The following is a 6,907-nucleotide window of genomic DNA, read 5'->3' on the forward strand; positions in this document are numbered from 1 at the left end:
GGGCCGCTTGAGCGCAAGAGGTTCTCATTGACACCAGACTTGCTAACGGAATATCATTCCATTAACAGCCAGCTTACGGCCAATGAGAAAACGGCTCCTCCGAGAGCCAAGGGAGGAATTGATGGCGAATGTCGAGCTGAAGGCGGTCCGTAAATCTTATGGGAACGCGCCTGTCATTCACGGGGTGACTGTCGACATTCGTGACGGAGAGTTCGTCACATTGGTCGGGCCTTCCGGGTGTGGAAAGTCGACCCTGCTTCGTATGATCGCCGGTCTGGAGGATATTTCGGGCGGCGAGGTCCAGATCGGTGGTCGAACAGTGAACGGCGTTCCACCAAAGGAGCGCGACATCGCCATGGTCTTCCAAAACTACGCGCTGTATCCCCACATGACGGTCGCGGAGAATATGGGTTTCTCCCTGAAGCTTAAGAAGGCCCCTCGCGAGGAGCGGGAAGCGGGCGTGAGGCGCGCGGCGGAAATTCTCAGCCTCACCAAGCTCCTGGATCGCTATCCCCGCGAGCTGTCTGGTGGCCAGCGTCAGCGCGTGGCGATGGGCCGTGCGATCGTTCGAAACCCGCAGGTCTTCCTCTTCGACGAGCCTTTGTCGAACCTCGATGCCAAACTACGCGTGCAGATGCGCACCGAGATCAAGGAGCTGCATCAACGCCTCAAGACCACGACCGTTTATGTCACGCACGACCAGGTCGAGGCCATGACGATGGCCGACAAGATCGTCGTGATGCATGACGGCCTAGTCGAGCAGATCGGCGCTCCGCTCGAACTCTACAACAATCCCGCCAATATGTTTGTCGCCGGATTCATTGGATCTCCGGCAATGAACTTCCTGAAGGGGCGTTGCGAGCAAGGGCGGTTCCTCCTTGAGGACGGGTCGGCCCTGCCTCTGCCTGCCAGCCTGCAGCATCTATCCACCGACGCCATATATGGTGTCCGGCCCGAGCATCTCGTCAGGAGCGATGACGGGTTGGCACTTACCGTCGCGGTCGTTGAGCCGACGGGGGCCGAGACGCAGGTAATCGCTCGCCATGGCTCGCAAAGCATCGTGTGCATTTTTCGGGATGCTGACCTGCCGCAGCCCGGCGAAACTATTCGCGTCAGGCCGGATGTCTCGCGCATTCACGTGTTCAGCGAAAGCAACGGCAGTCGACTCTCCTGAGCAACAGTGAATGCGCTCGCTGGCTGCAATGGCCTGCGGCCGTTGCCCAGGGAATTTTTACGGAACCCAAAAATGTCAGCAAGCCGCTCACAGGCCGTGACCAGCTCCCCAGGAGTTGGCCTCACAGGCGACATGCCAGAGACGCACAGCGAAGCTCGCATCTCTTGGGCACCCTATCTCTGGTTTGCACCAGCGATATTGGTACTGTTTCTGGTCACGCTTTACCCGACCTTTTTCGTCGGTTGGTTGAGCTTTCAAAAGACGAGGTACTACGATCTCATCGGGTTTGTCGGGCTCGCGAATTACACGGAGGTCTTAGGATCGGCGGCATTCTGGAGCACGGTGTATGTGTCTTTGGCTTACGTCGTTGGATCGCTTGCGGGCGCGGTGGTCCTCGGCATGGCCGCGGCCCTCGTGCTCAACAATGCCGGCCCGACCGGAACAGTTCTGCGGGTTTTTATTCTGTTCCCCTGGACGCTGTCGATGTCGGTCGTGGGCAGTATCTGGCTCTGGCTTCTCAATCCGTCTTTCGGGCCTATTCCCTACTTGATGCAGGCCATTGGGATTGAACCTGGCCTTATGCTGGGGGACCCGGGCCTTGCACTGCCCCTGATCATCATCGTCACTGCCTGGTGGTCGTTTCCCTACGTGATGGTCATGGCCACTGCTGCCATGCAATCCATCCCGAAAGAGCTTTACGAAGCCGTAGAAATTGATGGCGGAGGGCCGCTGATCAAGTTTCGCTATGTTACGCTGACGCAGATCCTCCCGACGCTCGGCAGCACAGCACTGACCCTGTCGATCATGTACCTGACCTTGATGACGCTGATTATCGTCATGACAGGCGGCGGACCGCTCGGCTCGACCACGACTCTAAGCTTCGAAGCGTTCCGCGGAACCGTGCAAGCCGTCAACATCGGGCCCACCGCGGTCGTCTCGATTGTTGTCCTGTTGATCAACGTTGCCCTCGGTGTGCTCTACACCCGGCTTACTGGTCGCGTTACCGGATAGGATTAGGCACATGAGCGCAGCTGTATCTTCTGGTCGCCCAACCGGGCGCGCCCCCGCGATCCTTATGTCCCTGTTTTTCGCGGTCATTGTGCTCGGGCCTGTGGCTTGGGCTCTGGCGACGTCGTTCAAGACCGAAGTGGAAGCGGTAGCCGTACCGCCGACGCTCTGGCCTAGTAAAGCAACGCTGGAAAACTACTTCAAGGTCTTTCGAGACCAGTCCTTCGCTCGGGATTTCTTCAACTCCGTTCTCTATGCCGTTGGTGCCGTAGTTCTCGCGCTACTGGTCGGCATTCCCGCTGGCTATGCAGCCGCTCGCTTCTCGTTCAAAGGCAAGCGCGCGCTGATGCTCGTCATCCTGGCGACGTCGATGGTGCCTGGCGTCGCGCTGCTGGTGCCCACCTATTACCTGCTCGATTCGGTCGGCTTGCTGAACAGCGGAATCGTCGTGACGATCATTCTGTCGGCAAGGATTATCCCCCAAACCGTGTGGTTCATCGCGAATTTCGTCGAAGCGGTTCCTGTCGAGATCGAAGATTCCGCTTTCATGGATGGTGCGAACCGCTTCGAGATCATCTGGAACCTCATCCTCCCGCTGATACGTCCAGGCATCGCCGCGGTCGCTACGATCGGCATCGTCACGACCTGGAACGACTACATTACGGTGGCAGTCTTTGCGCCCGAGGTCGCCAAACGGACGCTTCAGGTCGCGCTGGTCAATCAGGTTTTCGACGCGGTTGGCATCTCGTGGTCGTACATGATGGCCTTCGTCGTCATCGCATCGATGCCGGTCATTCTCATGTTCGGCCTTGTTCAAAAGTGGTTCATCTCCGGCCTCACGGCAGGAGCGGTGAAGGGCTGACCGGCAGAAGATCGATAACTGCACGGCAGCACAACAAATCAGAGAGGGGAAACACCTATGACTGCTACGTCACGACGCGCAATGATCAAGGCAGCAGCGGTATTGACCGTCTGTGCCAGCGTATCCGCTTCATTCACGGAGCACGCCATCGCTCAGGCAACGGAAATCGTCTACTCGACGTTTCTTGATCCGAATAATGCCAAYGATCCTCGGTCGGCAGCCCAGACGAAGATGATCCAGGCTTTCGAGAGCAAGTACCCGGACATCAAAATCAAGCTCTTGGTCGATCCGACGGGCGCGACCGTCACCAGGGCGGTCAAGTCCCGTAGCGACACGCCAGACGTCATTCGCGTTGTAAGCTTCGGTCTCCCGGAGTACGCAGCCACGGGCAATCTCGTCCCGTTGAATGACCTCGTCAAAAAGGATGGGATTCCCGACGAGGACTGGCTGCTTCCGCTATCGACGTCCCAGATCGACGGAAAGCTTTTCGCTCTTCCCCAGGATTTCCGCATCCCGATCCTGACGTATCGCAAGGGCGCCATCCAGGAAGCGGGGGTGACGCCGCCGAAGACTTGGGACGAGGTTTGCGCTGCGGGCTCAAAATTCAAGCAGCCGAACGTGAACGGCTTCGCCGTTCCGCTCGGCGCAACCGGCGGCATCGGTGGCGCCCAGAGCCTGGCGGAGTTCTTTCTAAGCACGATGCTGGTCGGCTCCGACGGCCGGTACTTCGCTCCTGATGGGAAGATCGCGTTCTCGAAAGAGAATTTCATCCGCGCTGGCACAACGATCAAAGATCTTTTCACGAAGTGTAAAGTCACATCCCTGCGCAGCGCGCAGATGGGGATCAACGAGGTCCATGACGGCCTGCGATCCGGCACGATCGCGATGACCAACTTCGGTCTGTATCGCTTTAAGACCCTTCAGACCCAAGGGGCGGGCGACGATCTGGGCTGGGCGCCGGCGCCTTCCTTCTCGGGTACCGACAAGCAGACCGTTTACAGCTACACCATCGCCCTCAACAAGAACTCGAAGAAGCAGGACGCCGCCTGGACCTTCATGAAGTTCGTCATCTCCCCCGAGGCGCAGGCGATTGCGGCCGAAGGCGGCGAGGTGGTCTCGAGGAAATCGGCCTACAACTCGCCTTATCTCCAGAGCGAGGCAGCCAACAATCAGAAGCAATGGGCCGAACTGGTGAGCCAGCGCGGGCAGGCCGTCGCATACTCCCCAATTCTGTCGACCTTCCACACCATCCTCGGCGAAGCCTTCCAGAGAATGGTGCTGCGCGATGAAACGCCAGAGAACGCCTATGCGGAAGTCGTCAAGCGCTACGACGAAGCGCTGACCAAGGCGCAGTAATCACCACAAGGCCAAGCGGGTGGGATGGGAGCGTTCTCCAACCCACTCGCCTTTCATGGAGAATTTGAGATGAAGTTGTTGCGCTATGGACCGGCGGGCGAGGAGCGGCCTGCTCTTCTTGCAGGCGACGGCACAATTCGGGATCTCAGCGGGATCATTCAAGACGTGAACGGTGCGTCTGTAACCCCCGATGTCCTCCGGCAGATTGCGGCCGTTGGCCCGATAACTCTGCCAATCGTTAGCGACGTAGGGCGGATCGGCTCCTGCATCGGCGGCGTCAGCAAGTTCATCTGTATCGGGCTCAATTACATCGACCACGCTCGTGAGACCGGCAACCAGGCGCCCGCGGAGCCCGTCGTGTTCATGAAGGCGACAAGCGCGATCGTCGGCCCCAACGATGATATCGTTCAGCCGCGCGGCTCCAGCAAACTCGATTGGGAGGTCGAGCTGGGTGTCGTCATCGGGACGAAGGCCAAATACGTCTCCAAGGAGCGCGCGTTGGATCACGTTGCGGGCTACTTCCTCGCAAACGATGTCTCCGAGCGGGCTTTCCAGACCGAGGGGACAGGCCAGTGGACCAAGGGCAAGAGCTGCGACACCTTCGGACCGATCGGGCCTTGGCTCGTGACCGCAGATGAGGTGCCCAACCCTCAAGCTCTCCGGCTTTGGCTCGATGTCGACGGCGTGCGACGTCAGGACGGCACGACCGAGAACATGATTTTCAGCATCGCTGAGATCGTCAGCTATCTCAGCGGTCTCATGACGCTCAATCCGGGCGACGTGATCATCACGGGAACGCCGGCTGGCGTCGCTCAGGGCATGAAGCCGCCCGCCTATCTGCAGCCCGGCCAGGTCGTGACGCTTGGCATCGAAGGGCTCGGCGAACAGAGGCAAACTGTCGTCGCCGACGCAGCGTGATAGCGCCTTTCCCGGTGGGCGGTGGACCACTGCGGGCGTGGTGGAATCACTGCCGCCCACCATTTGGGCCTCCGCGATCGGGTTCGCTTCTTCGTGTCAGAACCGGCCTAGAAGGCCCTTAGGTAACGAGGTCAGGATGGCTCTTCAGAACTCTCCCAGCATCGAAGGAAACGTACTCGCAGAGGAGTTGATCCGCGCCCATCTGACGGGCGCGGAACTTGACGCGGGTTCTCTCCCAGAGCCGTCAAATCCATCGATCGCGATGCAAGTACAAGCCGAGGTGCACGAGCGGCTGGCTCGTCCCATCGCGGGTTGGAAAGTGGCGATTGGGCCGGAGCGGCTGCCGGTGGCGGCTCCCCTCCTGTCTGTTTATCCCAACGCCTCAATGATCGCGCATTCAAGCAAATTCACCGTCGAAGTCGAGCTCGCGGTTTTCCTCCGTAGCGATCTCCCCCGCCGGGTGGCTGGGTCCTATGAGCGCTCAGATATCCTCGACGCGATCGACAAGGTTGTGCTGGGGATCGAAGTGATCGGAGGACGGTTCGCGAACCCCGCGGACGTCCCATTCCTGTCGTTCCTGGCGGACAACCTGGGGAACCGAGCTTACGTCGTCGGCGATACCGTTTCGCCGGCTGCCCTCAGCGAGATCAATGGCCTCGACTGTGAAGTGACATTGGCCGGGCGGTCAATTTTCAAAGCCGCTGCGTCCCATCCTGCCAAGGACCCGCTGCTGCCGTTGCTCGCCTATGCAAACGCGCAAAGCGATAATCTCGGGGGACTGAAGGAGGGGCAAGTCGTGACCACCGGTAGCCTTTGCGGAGTCCTGCCCATCGCCGTTGCTGACCTGCTGGAGGCGCGTGTTTCCGAGATTGGTCAGGTATCGGTGCGGTTCGAATAGCGTCGCCGGTCGCTGGTCTCCCCATTGCACGCCGACGTGCCGCGCGCCTTCACGCCGTTGACCTGGGACAACTCGATCCCGCTTTCCAGGCTGCGCCTGCTTGAGACTTCCCCAACCAACGACTCTCGACCAAACGGTCGAGCAAGAAGGTGTGACATATGTCTGGACCGTTCAAAAACCTCATCGCCGGAGAATGGGCTGGCGGAGCCAACGCCTCGCGCAACATCAACCCCTCGAACACGAACGATGTGGTCGGCGAGTACACGCAAGGCTCGGTCGAGGACCTGAACAACGCGGTCGCCGCCGCCAAGGCCGCTTTCCCGGCCTGGAGCCGCTCCACCCCGCAGGAGCGCTACGACATCCTGAAGAAGGCCTCCGACGAGATTCTCGCCCGCAAGGACGAGCTCGGCCGCCTGCTTTCGCGCGAGGAGGGCAAGACGCTGGCCGAAGGCATCGGCGAGGCGACCTGCGCCGGCCAGGTCTTCGCGTTTTTCGCCGGTGAGTGCTTGCGCCTCGGTGGCGAGATGGTTCCGTCGGTGCGTCCCGGCGTCGGCGTGGAGGTGACGCGCGAGCCGCTCGGCATCATCGGCATGATCACGCCGTGGAACTTCCCGATCGCGATCCCCGCCTGGAAGATCGCGCCGGCGCTCGCCTGGGGCAATTGCGTGGTCCTGAAGCCGGCCGATCTTGT

At 60.2% G+C, this 6,907-nt stretch carries 7 protein-coding genes; all 7 read left to right on the forward strand.

From position 1 onward, the window contains the following. Window positions 1-121 precede the first annotated feature (121 nt). Window positions 122-1,174: an ABC transporter ATP-binding protein gene (locus AC1DE3_RS27135; RefSeq protein WP_476781278.1), complete on the forward strand. Its 1,053-nt coding sequence runs from the start codon at window positions 122-124 to the stop codon at window positions 1,172-1,174. Window positions 1,175-1,306: 132 nt separating this feature from the next. Then, on the forward strand, window positions 1,307-2,185 hold the full coding sequence (locus AC1DE3_RS27140) for a carbohydrate ABC transporter permease (RefSeq protein WP_476781277.1): 879 nt from the start codon (window positions 1,307-1,309) through the stop codon (window positions 2,183-2,185). Window positions 2,186-2,195: 10 nt separating this feature from the next. Further along, entirely contained in the window at window positions 2,196-3,044 is an 849-nt protein-coding gene (locus tag AC1DE3_RS27145) for a carbohydrate ABC transporter permease (protein WP_476781276.1), read from the forward strand. Window positions 3,045-3,125: 81 nt separating this feature from the next. Beyond that, on the forward strand, window positions 3,126-4,400 hold the full coding sequence (locus tag AC1DE3_RS27150) for an ABC transporter substrate-binding protein (protein ID WP_476781275.1): 1,275 nt from the start codon (window positions 3,126-3,128) through the stop codon (window positions 4,398-4,400). Window positions 4,401-4,469: 69 nt separating this feature from the next. Continuing rightward, window positions 4,470-5,318 (forward strand): fumarylacetoacetate hydrolase family protein, encoded by an 849-nt coding sequence (locus AC1DE3_RS27155; RefSeq protein ID WP_476781297.1) that lies wholly within the window; start codon window positions 4,470-4,472, stop codon window positions 5,316-5,318. Window positions 5,319-5,454: 136 nt separating this feature from the next. Further along, on the forward strand, window positions 5,455-6,216 hold the full coding sequence (locus tag AC1DE3_RS27160; RefSeq protein WP_476781274.1) for a fumarylacetoacetate hydrolase family protein: 762 nt from the start codon (window positions 5,455-5,457) through the stop codon (window positions 6,214-6,216). 158 nt (window positions 6,217-6,374) lie between these two features. Beyond that, the coding region (locus AC1DE3_RS27165; RefSeq protein ID WP_476781273.1) for an aldehyde dehydrogenase family protein at window positions 6,375-6,907 on the forward strand (533 nt) is incomplete at its 3' end.

The sequence above is a fragment of the Allobosea sp. 10L417 genome, from assembly GCF_056395485.1.